Raw genomic sequence first — 16927 nt, forward strand, 5'->3', positions numbered from 1 at the left:
GGTCGGGTCAGCCGCGCAGGCCGAACTCGTCGTCGCGCCACTCCCGGCCGTCGCCGATGAGGCCGTTCTCGCGGGGCTCGTCGGAAGGGTTGTCGGCCTCGCGCTGGCGCAGCTCGACGCGGCGGATCTTGCCGCTGATGGTCTTCGGCAGCTCGAAGAACTCGATGCGCCGCACCCGCTGCCACGGCGCGAGCCGCTCGCGGGCGTGCCGCAGGATCGACTCGGCCGTCGCGGCGTCCGGCTCGTGACCGGAGGCGACCGCGACGTACGCCTTCGGCACGGCCAGGCGCACCGAGTCGGGTGCGGGCACGACGGCCGCCTCGGCCACCGCCGCGTGCTCGATCAGCACCGACTCCAGCTCGAACGGACTGATCTTGTAGTCGCTGGCCTTGAACACGTCGTCGGTGCGCCCGACGTACGTGATCGACCCGTTCGCGTCGAGCGTCGCCACGTCGCCGGTGTGGTAGAAACCGCCGGCCATCGCCTCGGCGTTGCGCTCCTCGTCGCCCTGGTACCCGGTCATCAGCGGCAGCGGGTGGGCCGACAGGTCGAGGCACAGCTCGCCCTCGGCCACCCCGTCGGCGTCGGGCTCGATGCGCTCACCGGTGAGCGGGTCGACCAGCGCCACGGGCACGCCGGGCAACGGCTTGCCCATCGACCCCGGCTTCAGCTCCGACCCCGGCGTATTGCCTACTGCCGCAGTCATTTCCGTCTGCCCATAACCGTCGCGCAGCGGCAGGTTCCAGGCCTTGCGCACCTGCTCGATGATCTCGGGGTTGAGCGGCTCGCCGGCGCCGATGACCTCGCGCAGCGCGCCCGGCTTGTCGCCCAGGTCGGACTTGATGAGCATCCGCCACACCGTCGGCGGCGCGCACAGGCTGGTCACCTGGTTCTTGCTCAGCGTCTCGAGCAGCGCGGCCGGGTCGAAGCGGGAGTAGTTGTCGATGAAGATGCACGCCTGCGCGATCCACGGCGCGAAGAAGCACGACCATGCGTGCTTGGCCCAGCCGGGGCTGGAGATGTTCAGGTGCACGTCGCCGGGCTTAAGCCCGAGCCAGTACATCGTCGACAGGTGTCCGACCGGGTAGGACACGTGCGTGTGCTCGACCAGCTTGGGCTTGGAGGTCGTGCCCGAGGTGAAGTAGAGCAGCACCCGGTCGGTGCTCGCGTTGCCCGGGTGCGGGGCGGGCTCCGCGTCGATGTCGTACGCCTGGTGCAGGTCGACCCAGCCGTCCGGCACCCCGCCGGCCTCGCCCGGGTCGGGGATGGCGAAGCGCAGGTAGTCGCCGGGCACGGCGTCGAGCTTGTGCGCCTCGGCGGCGCTGGTCACCACGGCCTTCGCCCGGCCGCGCTCCATGCGGTCGACCAGGTCGGCGGGGCCGACGGCGGTGGTGGTCGGCATGATCACGGCGCCGAGCTTCATGATCGCGAGCATCGTCTGCCACAGCTCGACCTGGTTGCCGAGCATGACGATCACCGCGTCGTCACGTCCGACCCCGTTGTCGGCGAGAAGCCTTGCCACCTGGTCGGACTGGCGCGCCATCTCGTCGAACGTCACGGACCTGACGGTGCCGTCCTGCTCCACGATCGTGAGGCATGGCGCGTCGTTGCCGCGGGCGTTCGCGTCGAACCAGTCGATCGCCCAGTTGAACGACGGGCCCACCTCGGGCCAGGCGAAGTCGGTGGTGGCCGCGGCGTAGTCGTCGCGCTGCTCGATGAGCCGGTCGCGGACGGCGCGGTAGGCCTCGGTGGGGCTGGTGGTTCCTGACGTCGCTGTCATGGCGCAAGTTTGGCGCGTACGCCTTCCGCGCGGGCCGCTTCGCGTCACCTCGACCCATTGACAGGTGACCAAATGGTCACCTAATGTCGCTGGCGTGCCCATCGATGACGACCTCGTCTTCAAGGCGCTGGCGGACCCGGTCCGTCGGCTGCTGCTGGACGCGCTCTTCCAGCGGGACGGCCGCTCGCTGGGGGAGCTGGAGGAGATCGTCAACGCCGAGCACGAGATGACCCGGTTCGGGGTCGCGAAGCACCTGCGGGTGCTCGAGGCGGCGAACCTCGTCGTGACGCGCAAGGAGGGGCGGTCCAAGGTGCACCGTCTCAACCCGGTCCCGATCCAGCAGATCCATCAGCGCTGGATCGGGAAGTACACCGAGCGGGCGGGCATCTCCTCCGTCCTCATCGGCATGAAGGAGCAGATCGAGCGATCCGCGGCCGACCCGTCGGACGACCCCGAGAAGGACGGAAAGTTATGAGCGACAACGAGATCCAGGTCTACAGCATCTACATCGACGCGCCGGCCCAGAAGGTGTGGGACGCGATCACCACGTCGGAGTTCACCACCGACTACGGCTACGGCGGCGACGTCGAGATCGACCTCACGCCGGGCGGGACGTACAAGAACTTCACCACCGCCGAGATGAAGCAGATGGGCATGGGCGAGGTGTCGGTGAGCGGCGAGGTGATCGAGGCCGACGCGCCCCGCCGCCTCGTGCTCACCTGGACGCCGGCGTGGATGCCCGACGCGAAGACCCAGCTGACCTGGGAGCTCACGGAGTACCCGTCGGGCCTCACCCAGGTGGTGCTCACCCACGACCTCACCGGCGCGCCCGACCTCGCCGTGCAGACACGCGGCGGCGGCGAGCCCGCGAGCGGTGGCGGCGGGTGGCCGTGGGTCCTCTCCGGCCTCAAGACGCTGCTCGAGACGGGCGCGTCGATGGACCGGCAGGCCGGTTGAGCGCTGTGGGCAGACCCGGGCGGGGCGCGCGGACGGGAACTGTCCGCATGCCCAGATTCGCTGGGTGCATCAGCTTCCCGCACCCGAGGAGAACGCCATGAACGTCGACCCGCAGATCCGCACCGAGCGCGACGAGCTGCTCGCCTTCGTCGCAGAGCAGATCCAGGCGCTGCGCAACGCCGCCTCCGGGCTCAGCGAGAGCCAGGCGCGAGAGACCCCGACCCGCAGCGCGCTGTCGATCGGCGGCCTGCTCAAGCACGCGGTGTACGTCTTCGACAGCGCGCAGCACCGGCTCGACCACCCCGACGGCCGGCTCAGCCCGGAGGACTACGAGCGCCTGCTGCCGGCCTTCGAGGCGAGCTTCGCGCTCACCGAGGACGAGTCGCTCGACGGGATGCTGGCCGAGTTCGACCGGAAGGCCACGGGCTACCTGGCGACTCTCGCCGGGCTCGACCCGGACGCGGAGATCAACGAGCCCGCCGCGCCGTGGTTCGGCCGCCCCGACCCCACCCCGGTCCGCACCCGCTTCTACCTCCTGCACCAGATCGAGGAGCTGGCCCGCCACGCCGGCCACGCGGACATCGTGCGCGAACAGCTCGACGGTGCGACGTCGTACGAGCTCGTCCCCGACGCCGCCCAGGCCGGCTGACGGCGCTACCTGAGCTGGTAGCGCGGGTTCCAGGCGTTGTAGCCCTTCGGGCACCACGAGCGAGACTGTGCTCCCGCGGTCGAGGTCCACTTCCCCGCGCGCACGGTGCCGTCGCCACAGGTCACGGTTGCGCGCTGCTCCCAACCCGAGCTGCCCCAGCACTGCGACATAGCGCCGAGCCGCCCATCGGTGCCTTGGACGAGGATGCTGCGGCAGCGCGGCCCGCCAGTGTCAATGACGGCCGAGGCCTCCGTGGACGTGGCGACCGCGACGCCGCCGAACGCCAACGATGCGCACGCCACGCCTGCTGCGAGTTGCTTCTTCATGATTTCCCCCTTGGTCGAACTTCCCCTGTCCCCGGAGTGTGAGCCGGTCCTCGCCGCCCAACAAGACTCCTGTCGGCAGCAACCGCCGGCCCGCTCGACCGCCTGCCATGCTCGCCGCATGGGGAACGAAGCGATCAGCCCGCTGCACATCGAGGTCACGAGTCCGGAGGGGACTCCTCGCGTGACGATCAGCTCCGGGGATGACTTCGACGGACGTCGGGTCGCACCGGCTGCCGGTGTCATCATCCGGGACCGGGACGGCAACGAGCGTGGCGGCATCGGCGTGCTCGACGTGGAGGAGGGCAGCGGAACCCGAGTCGTGACCGCACTCGACCACCCGGGTGCTGACGCCGTTGGGATGTACGTCCACGAGGCCGGCACCGCCGGTGTCTTCATCAACGAGGCGCCGCGCGGGCAGGTGCGTGGAGGTTCTGGCGTCGGGCGGTTTACCGCCGAGGTGGGGATCGACGGCACGCCGACCCTTGAGCTGCGGGACGACGAGGAGCGTCCGCGGCTCCGGCTGACGCTGACCGCTACCGGAGCCGGCGCGATCGAGTTTCTCGACGCCAGCGGGCGCGTGGTGCAACGGATCGTCCCGGAGGACCAGGGGTGACCGCAGGCCGACTCCTCGTCGTCGACGGCGAGCGGTTCGAGGTGACTGCTCGGTCCGGGAGCGGTCAGACGTACGACTATCGCTGGCTGAGTGGCCCGAACCCGGGCTACGGCTTCAGCTCGACGGTCAGCTTCGCCCGCAGTGCTCACGACGACGGCCAGCCATGGCCGGTCCGGCGGGAGCAGCTGACCGATGACGACCACGTGGCGCAGATCCGGGGGTTCCTGGCCGAGATCGACCCGGAGACGGGCTACCTCGCCGAGGTCGACTGATCACCCGCGGGCGTCGAGCTCCCGGACCAGCCGTTGCGGGGCCGTGTTGCGGAACGACATGTCCAGCAGCTCGCCGATCTCGGCCCAATCCGGCTGTGCCGCACGGAAGTTCACGCCGACCCACCCCGACGGGCCGTAGTAGCCCGGCACGAAGCAGCGCGTCTCCTCCAGCAGCGCCAGGCGCTCGTCCTCGTCGGGCTTCACCAGCACCGACTGGCGGTAGGCGTCGGAGGCGTGGCCGCCCTTCACGACACCGCCGTAGATCGCGAACACCTTGGTGGTGAAGAAGTTCGGGTGGCCGTGCGAGACCTTCTCGGCCGCACCGGGCAGCGCCAGCGCCAGCTCGCGCACGCGCGCGAGGAACGGGTCGTCCTCGTCGAACCGCAGCGGGTGCGTCATGTCGCCGACGCTAGCGGGGTGACGCCTCGATCACCGGGTATCCGGCGATCTACCCACGTCACTAGACACACCCATACGAAGGCATCGTCACCGGGTGCGGCCGGTTGTTAGAGTCCACCGGTGCAGATCGCCCGTGAGCAGCTGAGCGAGATCCTCGGCACCTCGATCCCCGACTCCGTCACCGCCGTCGACGCCGTCACCCACGACTCGCGGGCCGTGCGCGCGGGCGGTGCGTTCGTCGCGATCCCCGGCTTCACCGTCGACGGGGTGACCTTCGTCCCGCAGGCGATGGCCAACGGCGCCAGCCTCGTCATCGCCGAGCGCGACGTGCCCGGCGCGCCGACCGCGGTCGTCCCCGACGCCCGCGTCGCGCTCGCCGACCTCGCGGTCGAGGTCGCGGGCCACCCCTCCCGAGAGCTCACCGTCTACGGCATCACCGGCACCAACGGCAAGACCACGACGTCGTACGTCCTCCACGCCATCCTCTCCGCGGCGTACGGCGCCGAGCACACGGGTCTGATGACCACCGCCGAGATCGTCGTCGGCACCGAGCGCGAGGCCGCGGTGCGCACGACCGGGGAGGCGCCGCAGGTGCAGGGCAACCTCGAGCGGATGCGCGCAGCCGGCGTGACGCACGTCGTGCTCGAGACCTCCTCGCACGGCATCCATCTGCACCGGGTGCGCGGAACTCGTTATGCCGCAGCGCTTTTCACCAACCTCACGCGCGACCACATCGACCTGCACGGCTCGATGGAGGACTACTACCTCACCAAGCGCAAGCTGTTCGAGTGGACCGACGGGCCCAAGCTGTCCAACGCCGACGACGAGTACGGCGCCCGTCTCGCCCGCGACGTCCCCGGCACCCTGACGTTCGGTGTCGTCGAGAGCGCCGACTACCGGATCTCCGACGCCCAGGTCGAGGGCGCCGGCACCACCTTCACGCTGCGCACCCCCGAGCACGGTGACCTGACGCTGCGCACTCCGCTGCTCGGCGACTACAACGTGCACAACGTCGCCGGCGCCGCCGCGATCGCGCTCGAGACCGGCATGGACCCCGACACACTCGTGCGCGCTGTCGCCGAGATGGCCCAGGTGCCAGGGCGATTCGAGCGCGTGCCGGCCGCGGTCGACCGTGGTTTCGAGGTCGTCGTCGACTACGCCCACACCGACGTCGGCCTGGAGCTGGTGCTGCAGGTCGCCCGCGACGTGCTCGCCGCGCAGGACGGCGGCGGCCGGCTGATCTGCGTCTACGGCGCCGCCGGCGACCGCGACCCGGCCAAGCGACCGCTCATGGGCGCCGTGGCCTCCCGCCTCGCCGACGTCGCGATCGTCACCACCGACGACGCCTACACCGAGGACCCGCAGGCGATCGCCGACGAGGTCATGGCGGGCGCCGACGCCGGCGACACCAGCGTCGTGCTCGACCGCCGCGAGGCGATCCGCGCCGCCCTCGCCCAGGCCCGCCCGGGCGACGTGGTGGTCGTCGCGGGCAAGGGACACGAGCGGGTGCAGCACCTGCCCACCGGCGACGTCGACTTCCACGACGCCACCGTGGTGACCGAAGAGCTCGCCCGCGCCTGACCCCGCCCCGGCCCCCGACGTACGTCCGCGGCGGCCCCAGGCGTTTATCCACAGTTCACGATCGCTCGCCCGGCGCGCACCCGCCGATCCTTGTCAGGGTGTGCGCCATGAGCCGTCGATCGCCGTCGATGTCGCCGCTGCTGCTCGCGCGGATCGCCCAGCAGGGCGGGGTCCTGTCACGTCGTGACGTGGTCGAGCTCGGCCACCACGACCAGGACCTCCAGTCGTGGCTCCGCGCGGGCCTCGTGATCCAGGCGTCCCGAGGTGCTTACTACCTCTCTCCCGACCGCGAGCCGGGCTGGGCCGAGCTGACCTCGTTCGAGCGGGCCGAGGAGCACGAGCGCCGACGCGCGGCGGCCCTGCTGACGGTGCTGCCCCGCCCGCTCGTCGCGAGCCACAGCACCGCGCTGCTCCTGCACGGCATCCCCCGGTTGCTCCCTGACGGAGCGCCGACGGTGTGCCACGTCATGACCACGAGGCGCACGGTGACCAGCCGGCGCAAGGGCGTCCGGGTGCACGCGCACGTCGCCGGCACCCAGCTGTACGCCGGTGAGCCGCGACGCGTGTCCGTCGCCGACGCCATCGCGCAGACCGGCTGCCTGGGAGGTCTGCACGCCGCGGTGGCCGCCGCCGACGCCGCGCTGCGGGCCGAGCGGGTCGAGCGCGCCACGCTCGAGGCGGCGTTGCGTCGCGTCTCGGGTCAGCCGGGTGCGACGGGGCTGGTGGCCGCCGTCGAGCTGGCCGACAGCCGCAGCGAGTCGCCCGGCGAGAGCTGGCTGCGTCTCGTCTGCCGCGCCGCCGACATCGCGGTCACGCCCCAGGTGTCGCTGGGCGACGAGCGCGGGCCGTTCGCGCGTGTCGACCTGCTCGTCGACGGAACCAACGTGGTGCTCGAGTTCGACGGGCTGGGGAAGTACACCCGTGACCCCGAGGCGCTGCGCAAGGAGAAGGTTCGCGAGCAGCGGCTGCACCGGGCGGGCTTCGTCGTGGTGCGGGTGACCTGGGAGGACTTCCGCGACATCCCGGCGCTGGTGGCGCGCATCCGCGCGGCGATCGCGCGCGACGAGGCGAGCCGGCGGAGCTCGTGACACAGACGTACGTTCTCGACAGGACCCGACGCTTCTGACAGACAGTGCTGCTGCAGCAGGGTGTTGTGTCAGGAACGCGGGGTCGTGTCAGGAACGCGCGGGTGTGTCAACAACGTCGACACCCGCGCGGACCAGGAGCGACCGCGCGCGGCGGCACCCCGCCCACGCTGCCGACCCACCGACAACCCTCAGCCGAACGCCGCCTGAACCTCGGCGGGCGTGACGTCCTCCACCCGGGCGTGCTTCCACCGGGGGAGCGGTCCTTGTCGACCAGCTGGGCGCGTACGCCCTCGTCGAAGTCTCCCGTCGTCACCAGGTGGTCAGCGAGCACCAGGTCCTGGTCGAGCACCTCGCGCACGGTGTCCATGGTGGCGGCGCGCCGGATGCCCTCGAGCGTGACGGCGACCGAGATGGGGGAGCGGGCCCGGACCAGCTCGGCGGCCTGCCGGGCGCCCTCGGCGCGGTGGGCCTCCAGCCGCTGCACGATCGCGCCCGCGTCGTCGCCGGCGAAGCACTCGTCGATCCACGCGCGCTCGGCCTTCAGCGGCGGCGGCGGGGTGGAGCCGAGGTCGTCGGGCACCGGCTCGCCCTGCGCCAGCCGCGCCACGAGCGCCTCCCAGTCGCCGCTGTCGATCTGGGTGTCGGCGAGCCCCGCGGCGATCGCGTCGGCGCCGCCGATGGTGGCGCCGGTGAGCGCGAGGTAGGTGCCGAGCTCGCCCGGCGCCCGGCTCAGCAGCCAGCGCGCGCCCACGTCGGGGAAGAACCCGATGATCGTCTCGGGCATCGCGATCTTCGACCGCTCGGTGACCAGCCGGTGCTGCGCGAACGCCGACACCCCGATGCCGCCGCCCATGACGATGCCGTCCTGGAACGCCACGACGGGCTTGGGGTAGTCCGCGAGCAGCGCGTCCATGTCGTACTCCTCGCGGAAGAAGAGCAGGTGGTCCTCTCCTCGAGGTGCGCCCGGCGTACGGCCACCACGTCGCCGCCCGCGCACAGGCCTCGCTCGCCGGCGCCCTCGATCGTCACCGTCTGCACGCCGTCGTCGCCGGCCCACTCGGTCAGCAGCGCCGAAATGCCTTTGATCATGGGCAGATTCAGCGCATTGATCGCCTTGGGGCGCGCGAGGAACAGTCGGGCGACGGCCCCCTCGCGCACGAACTGGATCTCGTCGGTGCCGGGCGCGGCCTGGGCGTCGGGGCGGGTTGCGTCCATGGGTCGAACCCTACGGAATGCCCTCGCGCGCCGCGCTCGCACGCACAATGGGCGCGTGCACACCACGCTGAGCGGACTGCGGCCCGAGGTGGTGGCGCACCGTGGTTCGAGCCACACCCGCCCCGAGCACACCGCCGCGGCCTACCTGCTCGCGATCGAGGAGGGCGCCGACGCGGTCGAGTGCGACGTGCGGCTCACCGCCGACCGGCACCTGGTCTGCGTGCACGACCGGCGCATCGACCGTACGTCCACCGGGGCCGGGCTCGTCTCCTCCCTGACCCTCGAGCAGCTCATGGAGTACGACTACGGCACCTGGCGGGACCAGCCGTCGGCCGGGGTGCTCACCTTCGACTCCCTGCTCGACCTGCTCACCGCCGCGCCGCGCCGGGTCGACCTGGCCGTGGAGACCAAGCACCCCAACAAGTTCCGCGGAGCCGTGGAGGTCGAGCTGGCCCGGGTGCTGCGCGACCGCGGCCTTGCGCCGGAGCCCGCCAACGACGCCGATCCCACCGAGAACGCCCCCGACCCCGACCCCGAACGCACCCGCGTGCGCGCCATGTCCTTCTCCGTCCTGGCCATGCGCCGCGTCGGCGAGCTGCTGCCCGGCCTGCCGCGCGTGCTGCTCAACGAGGCGGGCGTGCGCCGCCAGGTGCGCACCGGCGGCCTGCCCTACGGCATCCCGATCTGCGGCATCAGCACCGGTCTGCTGCGCCGCGACCCGGGCATGGTGCAGCGCCAGCACGAGCGCGGCCACGCCGTGCACGTCTACACCGTCGACGAGCCCGACGACATCCGGCGCTGCCTGGAGGCCGGGATCGACGGCATCATCACGAACCGCCCGGCGGTGGTGCGCGAAGCCGTCGCCGCCGTGTGGGATTCTCGGTGAATGACCGCAGACCAGAAGCACGCCTCGGACGCCCGGGTGCGCACCGTGCGCCTGGCCTGGAGCCTGGAGTCGGTGCCCGAGATCCGCAAGATCGTGGTCGACGACCTCTCCGACGGCGCCACCCCGCAGGAGATCGTCCACGAGGCCGAGACCGTGGTGTGCGAGCTCGTCGCCAACTCGGTGCGGCACGCCAAGCCGCTGCCCGACGGCAGCGTGCGCGTGCACTGGAAGGTGCGCGGTCCGCGGGTCGAGGTCGAGGTGACCGACGGCGGTGGCGGTGACATGCCCGCCCCCAAGCCGCAGGCCGAGTATGCCCCCGCCGGCCGGGGTCTGCGCATCGTGCGCAGCATGGCCCACGAGTGGGGCGTGACCGACGAGAAGGTCGGCCGCACCGTCTGGGCCTCGCTCGGTGGCCCGTCGCGCCGCCGCGCCTGACCCGCCGTGACCGCACGGCCGAGGATCGTCGGCGCCCTCGCCGGCCTCCTCGCGACCGCGTGGTTCTTCGTGCTCGCCCTGGCGCGGTTCAACCAGGCCAAGGCGACGTCGTACGACCTCACGATCTTCAGCCAGGCGGCCGCCGCCTGGCGCCGTGGCGAGCTGCCGCGCTCGTTCGTGCGCGGCCCCGACACCCTGCTCGCCGACCACTTCAGCCCCGCCACCGCGGTCTTCGCGCCGGTCTGGGCGCTCTGGTCCGACCCGCGTGCGCTGCTGCTCACCCAGGCGGTGTGCCTCGGCCTCGCCGTCGGGATCGTCGTTGCGGTGACCCATGCCCGGCTCGGCCCGGCCGCGGCCGGCTGGGTGCTGCTGACCGCGCTGCTCGGGCGGATGCTGGTCGCCGGCGACATCTTCGACGTGCACGAGGTGGCCCTCGCGGTGCCGCTGATGGCGGCGCTCGGGTGGGCCCTGCTGGAGCAGCGGCTGCCCGCCGCCGTGCTCGCCTCGCTCGGGCTGGTGCTGGTCAAGGAGGATCTCGGGCTCACCGTGGTCGCCGCGGGCGCGGTCTGGTGGTGGCTGCGCGGCCGTGGCCGGCGGGCCCTCGCCGAGGAGCGCTGCTCGTCGCGATCGGCGTCGCCGGGCTCGCGCTGGCCGTCGCGGTGATCGCCCACTTCAACGGCGGCGGCTCGTCCTATCTCGACTACTTCACCGGCGGCTCCGGCGGGGCGCTCGCCGACCACAGCGCCCGCCCGACCCCGGCCTGCACCTCGACCAGCGCGTCCTGCCGGTGCTGCTGCTCACCGCGACCGCGTTCGTCGTGGGGTGGCGCTCGCCGCTGATCCTGCTGGCCCTGCCGACGCTGGCCTGGCGGCTGCTGTCGAGCAACGCGAGCTACTGGTCGGTGAGCTTCCACTACGACCTGGTGCTGTGGCCGGTCGCGGTCCTCGCCGCCGTCGATGCCGTACGCCGGCACCGGCTCGCCGAGCGAGCCTGGCTGCGGCCGGTGGCCGTGCTGAGCGGCCTGGCCGTGATGGCCTCGGGCCTCACCCTGCTCGTCGACAAGGGCATCGACCCGCGCGCGGCGTTCTCCCGGTCGGCCGAGCTGGCCGACCTCGACCGGCTCATGGTCGGGGTCCCGGCGGGCGCGACCGTCGCGGCGCAGAACCACCTCGGCCCCTACCTGACCCCACGGTTCGAGGTCACCATGCTCGGCACCGGCCGCCCCGAGCGGGTGCGCTACGTCGTGCTGGCCGCCGACCGGCGCCCGGAGTTCCAGGCGCCGCCGTGCGCCCGGGACCAGCTGCTGCGCGACCTGCGGGGGCAGCCGGGCGTGATGATCCGGCAGGTCGGCGACCTGGTGCTGGCCGACCTCGGCAGCTCCCGCCCGGCAGGTCTGCGCGCCTGCCCCGCCGGCTAGCACCACGGGCCCGGCGGCCCCGTCCGCAGCCGCGCCACCCCGCCCGGGGGCCGCACTAGGGTGAGCGCCCATGGGCAAGGCTTCCCGCCGCAAGGCGCAGCAGAACAAGGCGAAGGCACCGAAGGACCCGAGCACCCTCCCCCGGCCTACGCCGCCCGCCCCTTCGTGGGGCTCCCCGGCGAGACCGAGTGGGTCGCGATGCGCGAGATCGTGCCGGCCGCCACCGCGCCGATCTCCTTCTCCCACGGCGGCACCAGCGGCGAGGCCACGGTCGCGACCGTGCTGCCGCTCGCCTGGGCCGGGCTGCACCGCGACAACGGCGAGCTCATGGTCGGCCTGCAGTCAGGCGGCGGCACCGGCGACCTCAGCCGCGACCTCGCCGAGGCGCTGCTGGCAGCCGCGCAGCTCGAGGCCGGCCAGCCGCTTGAGCACGCGCCCAAGGCGACCGCCGCCAGCCCCCGCCTGCAGGACCTCATCGCCGAGTCCGCCGAGCCGCTGCGCGCACAGGTGCACGAGGGCTTCGAGTTCTGGGTCGACGCGGACCAGCTCGACGCCGAGGGCCAGGCCTCGCTCGACCGCGCCAACGAGGCCGCCGCCCCGACCGTGCGCGTCGTCGAGGACCAGTCGGCCTTCTGGTGCCGCATCGGCGACCGCACCTATGTGCGCTGGGTGCTGCCGCACGACGAGAACCGCGCCACCGACGCCCTCGCCCGGCTGCACGCCGCCGACCGGTCGCGCCTCGGTGACGGCCGGCTGCTCGGCGCCTTCCGCGCCTGCGGGCTGCTCGTGCCCGTCTGGGAGGTCGAGCCCGACGTCGACCCTGCCGACCTGGCCGCGCCGATGGCCGACATGGTCCAGCGCTTCGACGAGGCCCACGCCGACGAGTCCCCGCTGACCCCCGAGGAGCGACGCGCCCGCAACGGGTTCGTCAGCCGCCAGGTGACGCTCCGCTGAGACACTCGGTGCGATGACCGACTCGGGGAGTGCGTCGCGATCATCCCCGCCAAGGACGAGGCGGGGCGCATCGCCGCGACCGTGGCCGCCGTCTCGGCGCTGCCCCAGGTCGCCACCGTGATCGTCGTCGACGACGGATCCGCTGACGGCACAGGCGCGCTCGCGCTCGCCGCCGGCGCCGCCGTCGTCACCCACCCGCGCAACCGGGGCAAGGCCGCCGCCATGACCACCGGCGCCGACTTCGCCGCCGAGCACGGCTGGCCCGACCTTCCCCTGCTGTACGTCGACGCCGACCTCGAGCAGTCCGCCGCGGCGCTGGGGGTGCTCGCCGACCCCGTGCTCGCCGGCGACGCCGACCTCACCATCGCGGTGCTCCCGCCGCAGACCACCGCCGGGGGCGGCCGCGGCTTCGTGGTCCGCCTGGCGCGCAACGGGATCCGCGAGCTCGCCGGGTTCGAGACCACCCAGCCGCTGTCGGGGATGCGCTGCCTGAACCGCGCGGCCTACGCCGCCGCCCAGCCGTTCGCCCGCGGCTGGGGCGTCGAGACCGCGATGACCGTCGACGTCGTGCGGGCCGGCCTGCGGGTGCTCGAGGTGCCGGCCGACCTGCACCACCGGGTCACCGGCTCCGACTGGCGCGGGCAGCTGCACCGCGCCGAGCAGTACCGGGACGTGTGGCTCGCGCTCGCCGCCCGGCGCGGCCGCGCGCTCGCCGCCCGGGTCCGCGACCGCGGCGGCCGGGACACGCCCCCGTGAACACGCTCGCGAGGGTGCGAGTTCCCTTGCTGCTGCTGTCGTTCGGCATCCTGCTGCTGATCGCCGCGAGCAAGGCCAACGCCGCGAAACCACCGCTCGGCCCGCCGCTGTGGCCGGGGAGCTCGCCTACCACCCCAGCCCGCGCGCGGTCACCCTGCTGCTGTTCATCGGCTACCTCGCCGGTGCGCTCGCGGTGCTGGCCGGCCTCGCCCGGCCACGCATCGGCAGGCGCTGGCTCGGCTGGGTGCTGCTGCTCGCCGTGCTGACCCTGCTCACCGCGCCGATCGGCAGCGGCGACCACACCAACTACGCCGCCTACGGCCGCATCGCGATGCAGGGCGGCGACCCCTACGTCGAGTCGCCCGAGGCCTGGCGCGACGGGCTCGACCCGATCACCGCCTCGGTGCAGCCGCCGTGGCGCACCACCCCGAGCATCTACGGCCCGCTCGCCACGGCGCTGATGGCCTTCTCCTCCTGGGTCGGCGGCGACAACCTGCGCGAGACCGTCGGCACCTGGCAGGTGCTCGTGATCGCGGCGTGGCTCGCGATGCGCTGGATGCTCCTCCAGCTCGTCGAGGGTGAGCGCGCGCAGGGCCGCATCGACGTGCTGTGGACGTTCAACCCGCTGGTCTTCGGCGCGCTGGTCATGGGCGCGCACGTCGACATGATCGCGGGGGCGTTCGCCGTCGCGGCCCTGCTCGCGCTGCGCCGATCCCCTGCCCTCACAGGCCTGTTCGTCGGCGCGGCGGCCAGCACCAAGATCACCTACGGCGTGGTGGCGCTCGGCATCCTGTGGGCCTGGCGGGCGGCCGTGCAGCGCCACCCGGCCTGGCGCCCGCCCACCGGGGCCGGGCCGCTGCGCCGCCTGGTCGCGCCGCTGCGCACCGCCGGGGCGAGGCAGCAGGTCACCCGGCTCGTCATCGGCGCGCTGGCCGTGGTCGTGCCGTGCTACGTCGTCGCCGGACCGCACGTGCTGCGCCAGCTCGGCGCCGCGGGCGGGTCGTTCTCCTTCGCGACCCCGGCCGCCCCGATCTGGCGCGGGCTGCGGCACGTGCTGCCCGAGTGGGCGGTCGCGACGATCGTCTTCACCCTCGCCGCGTTGGTGATGATCCTGCTCGCCTGGCTGCTGCACCGCGTCGCCGCCCGGGTCAACCTCGGCCGCCGCATCCCCGACGGAGCCACCCGCCAGGCCGTCGTCACCACGTGGGCGCTGTCGACGGCGTACGTGCTCGTCGCGCCCTACTCCCTGCCCTGGTACGACACCCTCACCTGGGCGCTGCTCCCGCTCCTGCTCGAGCTGGCCTGGGACCGGGTGCTGGTCGTGCGATACCTGTTCATGGTCCTGGCGTACGTCCCCGGCCGGGTGCTGGCGCTCACGCCCACCGTCGAGGCGTTCACCCTGAACTTCCGCAAGAACATCGCGCCGTGGGTGACCACCGCGATGCTGCTCGCGATGTTCTGGCACTGCTGGCGCATCCTGCGCGCGCCGCGCGTCGGGCCGGTCAGTCGGCGGTTCGGTCGCGCCACGCTGCGACGGCGGCCGCGACGAGCAGCGGCACCGCCAGCTGGGCGCCGGTCGCCGGCACGCCGACACCGGAGTCGTTGAGCACGAACGCGACCGACCAGCACACCAGCAGGCCGACGCACACCCAGCGCAGCAGCGGCAGCTCGTCCCACAGCCACTGCAGCGGGCGGCCGAGCCGGCCCTCGGGGCGCAGCACCGCGACCCAGGCGAGCACCAGCACGACCGGCACGAGCAGCGCCAGGGGCGAGGAGAAGAGCAGACCGACGTTGCCGGCGAGCTTGTCACCGATCACGCCGAGGGCCTCGCCGTCAGCGATCTGCTGCACGAATCGCCCCAGGTGCGAACGGGATCCGGGCCCGCGACGCCAGTCGAGCCACGCGGCCAGGGCCACGAACGCGAGCACCCCGAGCAGCAGCAGCGCCACCCGGCGCTTGGTCGGGCGCACCCGCAGGATCAGCGCGACCACCACGGCGGTCGCGGCGAGGATCGCGGGCGGGCCGCCCAGGTCGGCGCCCCAGCTCGGGTGGCCGTCGACGACCGCCGCGGCCACCCCGACGACGCCCACCGACGCCGCGGCGAGGCGCACGTCGGTCTCGTCGGTGTCGTCCCACCAGACCAGGCGCATCGCGGACAGACCGCCGAGCAGCAGCGCCGCGCTGGCGAAGAAGCCGAACGCCGCGTTGCCCATCCCGTGATAGCGACCGCCGAGCAGCGGCTGGAGGCCCTGCGGGGCGATCAGCTGCAGCTGGGAGCCGGTGACCACGTCGAGCGCCATGACCGCGAGCGTGATCGCGGCGACGACGAGCGGCGGCCCGGCCGCCCACTCCCGCCACGGCCCGGCGTAGGCCACCGACACCACGAGCGCGGCCGCGACCACCACCGCGACGACGAACCACAGGGTCGTCGGCCCGCCGCGCCACCAGGGCACGGCGCTCGCGAGCCAGCTCGCCACCGGCAGCGAGGCGACCGTGACGGCGGCCGGCCCGAGCCAGCTCGGCGGCGCGCCGCGGCGGCGCCAGCGCCAGGCGCCCACCCCCAGCACGAGCACGGCGAGCACTCCGGCCGCGACGACGTACGGCAGGGAGACGTCCTGGCTGCGCATCAGCTTCAGGTCGGCCGCGCGCAGGTCGGTCGCGATCTCGGCGTCGGGCGTGGTGCGGTCGGGGCGCACGGTGAGCGGCGAGCCGACCGACCCGTCGGGCTGGTCGCCGAGCCGCGCGAGCACGGTGGCCGACACGTCGGGGGCGGTCACGAAGCCGGTCTGCTGGGTCGACTGCGAGGTCAGCGCGCCGCGCTTCACGCCGGAGCCGACCGTCATGAGCATCCGCGGCGCGGGCTCGTCGTCGGTGCCGTCGGAGAGGCCGGTGATGATCACCGTGGCCGAGCCCTGGATGTTCGTGAAGACCGGCTGGATCGCCTTGTCGATGTCGGCGGGGGCGACACCGGCCGAGGTGCCGAGGTCGACGAAGGTCACCGGGCAGGCCGACATGGCGTCCTGGGTCGGCGAGGAGAAGTAGCGCTCGACCTTGCCGTCGCGGTCGGCCGCCGCCAGCGCGGCCCCGCGGCCGACCGCGGCGACGCACTGGTCGCGCCCGGCGAAGCTCGACGCGAGCATCCCGATGTCGGGGCTGCCGGGGGCGTCCTGGTTGGCGCTGCGCAGCGACGACCAGCCCGGCACGGTGGCGCCTCCGCCGCTGACCCGCGGCTCGGGCATCCGGCAGCTCGCGTCGGCCCCTTCGGCGGCCGACAGCGACAGCCACGCGTCGGCGGTGCAGGTGGGGGTGGTGGTGGCCTTGGGCGTGAGCGAGGCGGTGCCGGCGATCTGCAGCAGCGCGCTGAGGCCGGGCTCGCGCTGCTGGGTCACGTCGGCCCACTGCGCCCCCGGCAGCCCGACCACGACGACCGGCCCGGGCTGGGTGATCGCGCTGCGCACCGGCTCGGGCGTGATGCGGGTGAGCGCAAGACTCAGCACGACGAACGCCACCAGGACGCCCCCGACCACGATGACCCACCGGCGCAGCATGGGGGACACCGTAGGGGGCCGGCATGTGAATGCCCTGGCGGCCGGCAGAGT

General features: G+C 73.3%; 18 protein-coding genes and 1 pseudogene. 15 read left to right on the forward strand and 4 right to left on the reverse strand.

What is annotated here, in order from left to right; genetic code table 11:
- Positions 1–7 precede the first annotated feature (7 nt).
- The gene (locus tag QUE40_RS18075) at positions 8–1780 is read right to left on the reverse strand and encodes an AMP-binding protein (protein WP_289231863.1); all 1773 of its coding nucleotides are present in this window, start codon (positions 1778–1780) and stop codon (positions 8–10) included.
- Positions 1781–1874: 94 nt separating this feature from the next.
- On the opposite strand from QUE40_RS18075, the gene QUE40_RS18080 reads away from it, so the two are divergent.
- From QUE40_RS18080 to QUE40_RS18100, 5 genes are all read left to right on the forward strand, one after another.
- Positions 1875–2255 (forward strand): ArsR/SmtB family transcription factor, encoded by a 381-nt coding sequence (locus tag QUE40_RS18080; protein ID WP_350227009.1) that lies wholly within the window; start codon positions 1875–1877, stop codon positions 2253–2255.
- Positions 2252–2737 carry an SRPBCC domain-containing protein gene (locus QUE40_RS18085; RefSeq protein ID WP_142007274.1) on the forward strand — a complete coding sequence of 162 codons (486 nt, stop codon included), beginning with the start codon at positions 2252–2254 and terminating at the stop codon, positions 2735–2737. Before QUE40_RS18080 ends, QUE40_RS18085 begins: the two co-directional genes overlap by 4 nt.
- Positions 2738–2801: 64 nt before the next feature.
- A complete protein-coding gene (locus tag QUE40_RS18090) occupies positions 2802–3386 on the forward strand; it encodes a mycothiol transferase (RefSeq protein ID WP_289231864.1) in 585 nt (194 codons plus the stop codon).
- Positions 3387–3638: 252 nt separating this feature from the next.
- Positions 3639–4325, forward strand: coding sequence for a hypothetical protein (locus QUE40_RS18095; protein ID WP_289231865.1), 687 nt, complete (start codon positions 3639–3641; stop codon positions 4323–4325).
- Positions 4322–4597, forward strand: coding sequence for a hypothetical protein (locus tag QUE40_RS18100; RefSeq protein WP_289231866.1), 276 nt, complete (start codon positions 4322–4324; stop codon positions 4595–4597). The genes QUE40_RS18095 and QUE40_RS18100 overlap by 4 nt, the downstream gene beginning before the upstream one ends.
- Here the strand turns inward: QUE40_RS18100 and QUE40_RS18105 are convergent, their stop codons facing one another.
- Positions 4598–4996, reverse strand: coding sequence for an MmcQ/YjbR family DNA-binding protein (locus tag QUE40_RS18105; RefSeq protein ID WP_289231867.1), 399 nt, complete (start codon positions 4994–4996; stop codon positions 4598–4600).
- Between the two features lie 120 nt (positions 4997–5116).
- Here QUE40_RS18105 and QUE40_RS18110 point away from each other — a divergent pair, with 120 nt between their 5' ends.
- Complete coding sequence (locus tag QUE40_RS18110; protein WP_289231868.1) at positions 5117–6577, forward strand: UDP-N-acetylmuramoyl-L-alanyl-D-glutamate--2,6-diaminopimelate ligase; 1461 nt, start codon at positions 5117–5119, stop codon at positions 6575–6577.
- A 107-nt stretch (positions 6578–6684) separates the two neighbouring features.
- A complete protein-coding gene (locus QUE40_RS18115; protein ID WP_289231869.1) occupies positions 6685–7665 on the forward strand; it encodes a type IV toxin-antitoxin system AbiEi family antitoxin domain-containing protein in 981 nt (326 codons plus the stop codon).
- A 106-nt stretch (positions 7666–7771) separates the two neighbouring features.
- Here the strand turns inward: QUE40_RS18115 and QUE40_RS18120 are convergent.
- Positions 7772–8880: pseudogene (locus tag QUE40_RS18120) on the reverse strand (3-hydroxyisobutyryl-CoA hydrolase).
- Positions 8881–8935: 55 nt separating this feature from the next.
- Here QUE40_RS18120 and QUE40_RS18125 point away from each other — a divergent pair.
- From QUE40_RS18125 to QUE40_RS18160, 8 genes are all read left to right on the forward strand, one after another.
- A complete protein-coding gene (locus QUE40_RS18125; RefSeq protein ID WP_289231870.1) occupies positions 8936–9766 on the forward strand; it encodes a glycerophosphodiester phosphodiesterase in 831 nt (276 codons plus the stop codon).
- A complete protein-coding gene (locus QUE40_RS18130; RefSeq protein WP_142007281.1) occupies positions 9767–10201 on the forward strand; it encodes an ATP-binding protein in 435 nt (144 codons plus the stop codon). It begins immediately after the preceding gene.
- 6 nt (positions 10202–10207) lie between these two features.
- Positions 10208–10864: a DUF2079 domain-containing protein gene (locus tag QUE40_RS18135; RefSeq protein WP_289231871.1), complete on the forward strand. Its 657-nt coding sequence runs from the start codon at positions 10208–10210 to the stop codon at positions 10862–10864.
- The gene (locus QUE40_RS18140) at positions 10861–11040 is read left to right on the forward strand and encodes a hypothetical protein (protein WP_289231872.1); all 180 of its coding nucleotides are present in this window, start codon (positions 10861–10863) and stop codon (positions 11038–11040) included. The genes QUE40_RS18135 and QUE40_RS18140 overlap by 4 nt, the downstream gene beginning before the upstream one ends.
- Positions 10989–11618 (forward strand): DUF2079 domain-containing protein, encoded by a 630-nt coding sequence (locus tag QUE40_RS18145; protein ID WP_289231873.1) that lies wholly within the window; start codon positions 10989–10991, stop codon positions 11616–11618. Before QUE40_RS18140 ends, QUE40_RS18145 begins: the two co-directional genes overlap by 52 nt.
- 165 nt (positions 11619–11783) lie before the next feature.
- On the forward strand, positions 11784–12572 hold the full coding sequence (locus QUE40_RS18150) for a DUF5926 family protein (RefSeq protein WP_289231874.1): 789 nt from the start codon (positions 11784–11786) through the stop codon (positions 12570–12572).
- Positions 12573–12653: 81 nt separating this feature from the next.
- Positions 12654–13328: a glycosyltransferase gene (locus tag QUE40_RS18155; RefSeq protein ID WP_433997026.1), complete on the forward strand. Its 675-nt coding sequence runs from the start codon at positions 12654–12656 to the stop codon at positions 13326–13328.
- 109 nt (positions 13329–13437) lie between these two features.
- Entirely contained in the window at positions 13438–14934 is a 1497-nt protein-coding gene (locus QUE40_RS18160; RefSeq protein ID WP_289231875.1) for an MptA/MptB family glycosyltransferase, read from the forward strand.
- On the opposite strand, the gene QUE40_RS18165 is transcribed toward QUE40_RS18160, so the two are convergent.
- Positions 14831–16876: a hypothetical protein gene (locus QUE40_RS18165; RefSeq protein ID WP_289231876.1), complete on the reverse strand. Its 2046-nt coding sequence runs from the start codon at positions 16874–16876 to the stop codon at positions 14831–14833. The two genes, QUE40_RS18160 and QUE40_RS18165, sit on opposite strands and share 104 nt — an antisense overlap.
- Positions 16877–16927 lie beyond the last annotated feature (51 nt).

The sequence above is a fragment of the Barrientosiimonas endolithica genome, assembly GCF_030296655.1.
GTDB lineage: Bacteria > Actinomycetota > Actinomycetes > Actinomycetales > Dermatophilaceae > Barrientosiimonas > Barrientosiimonas humi.